General features: G+C 47.3%; 1 protein-coding gene and 1 pseudogene. One reads left to right on the forward strand and one right to left on the reverse strand.

Annotation, left to right across the window (positions count from 1 at the left end; all coding sequences use genetic code 11):
* Nucleotides 1–64 precede the first annotated feature (64 nt).
* A complete protein-coding gene (locus tag ABEW34_RS31945; RefSeq protein WP_430165926.1) occupies nucleotides 65–931 on the reverse strand; it encodes a helix-turn-helix domain-containing protein in 867 nt (288 codons plus the stop codon).
* 147 nt (nucleotides 932–1,078) lie between these two features.
* On the opposite strand from ABEW34_RS31945, the pseudogene ABEW34_RS31950 reads away from it, so the two are divergent.
* A pseudogene (locus ABEW34_RS31950) lies at nucleotides 1,079–1,498 on the forward strand (alpha-L-rhamnosidase); the annotation flags it as partial.

Consider the following 1,498-nt stretch of genomic DNA (forward strand, 5'->3'; position numbering starts at 1 on the left):
AAAATGTATGGCGATACGGGAAATCCGATGCAAATTATTAAAAGCCTGCTTTAAGCTGTCAGTTCTATCTAAACTGCTTGCGATATTGGCCAGGTGTCTGGCCGACTCTCTTCTTGAAAAGCGCATTAAACGAATCAATGTGGCTATAGCCAACCATTTCGGCAATCGTACTAATTTTAAGCTGTGTTAAGCGTAAATGCTCACAGCTTTTTTGTATGCGCAGTTGGTTCAAATAGTTTCCAAACGTTTGTCCGGTGTGCTGGAGAAACAGCCGCTGCAAATGCCGGATGCTCCAGCCGGATCTTGCGGCCAGCTTCGCGAGTGTCAGCTCTTCATGAACATGCTGCTCCATAAACTGAATGAGCAGGTTGAAGTGCGACACATCCTTTATTTTCAACGGACGGTTGTCGCTTCGCAGTCGGTGAATGGTTATGACCAGTTGCAGGAATAACGTGTATAGATAAGTGTCCGCTCCCGCTGCCGAGAAGGAAAACTCCTGATACATCGCCACGAGCAATTTTTCAATTGAACCATCGTGATCCTGAATCGAATGATAGGTGGCTTGACCATTTTGCAGCTCATCTAAATACTGCTCCAGCAGCGGATCGGTAAACAAGGTGGGCATCGCAAGCAGCAGCTGCGGCGCAAATAAGCAATTATAAACGATGAGCGGATGCTGGGATGGGTCAGTAGAAGTAGGCCTGAACACATGTGGAACGCCGACTGGTATTGTGAAAAACACCCCTTTGCTCACGGCAACAATATCGTCTCCAATATGATGAAAGCCTTTCCCTTCCGCCACGAAGTTGAACTCTATAAAATCATGGGCATGGAGGGGCACCTTGAAATCCTCCTGATAGCGATTGACGAAAATCGGAAGCTGATTGCCAAAAAAATGATCGCCTTTATACCATTGCACAGGTTTTTTCAAAGGTAAGCACCTCCTTAATTAAATGGCTGAATGACCGGGATATGTTGGCCTTTTTACAAGGGTTGTCACTGAATATGGACGCTATAATTATACGATAACAGGGTAAGTAATGAACAGCAGCTTTTCCTGAATTGAGGAGGTCATCCCATGGTCCAGATCGCAAAAGTCAGATGTGAATATTTGAAAAATCCGCTTGGCATTGATGTGCCGCATCCTAGAATCAGTTGGCAAATCCTGTCAGAGGAAAGAGGCATTCAGCAGCAGGCCTACCAGCTGCAAGTTTCATTGGAGCCAGAGTTTGGACATATTTTATGGGATTCTGGCCGGAACGCCTCTGGTCAATCCGTTCACGTCGTGCTGGATCAAATCGAGCTGCAAGCGCGCACGCGATATTATTATCGGATCAAGGTGTGGACTACCGGGTTGTCTTTGGAAGCCAGCGCTTGGTCGGAAACGGCCTATTTTGAAACCGGTCTCATGGACTATAGCCAGTGGATAGCGGAGTGGATTAGCGCGCCTTCCGATTTCGCTGCGACGGAAGAGGAAGCGGAGCGCATTCCGCTGCTC

Origin of the sequence: Paenibacillus algorifonticola (assembly GCF_050481745.1) — a bacterium.
Taxonomy (GTDB): domain Bacteria; phylum Bacillota; class Bacilli; order Paenibacillales; family Paenibacillaceae; genus Pristimantibacillus; species Pristimantibacillus algorifonticola_A.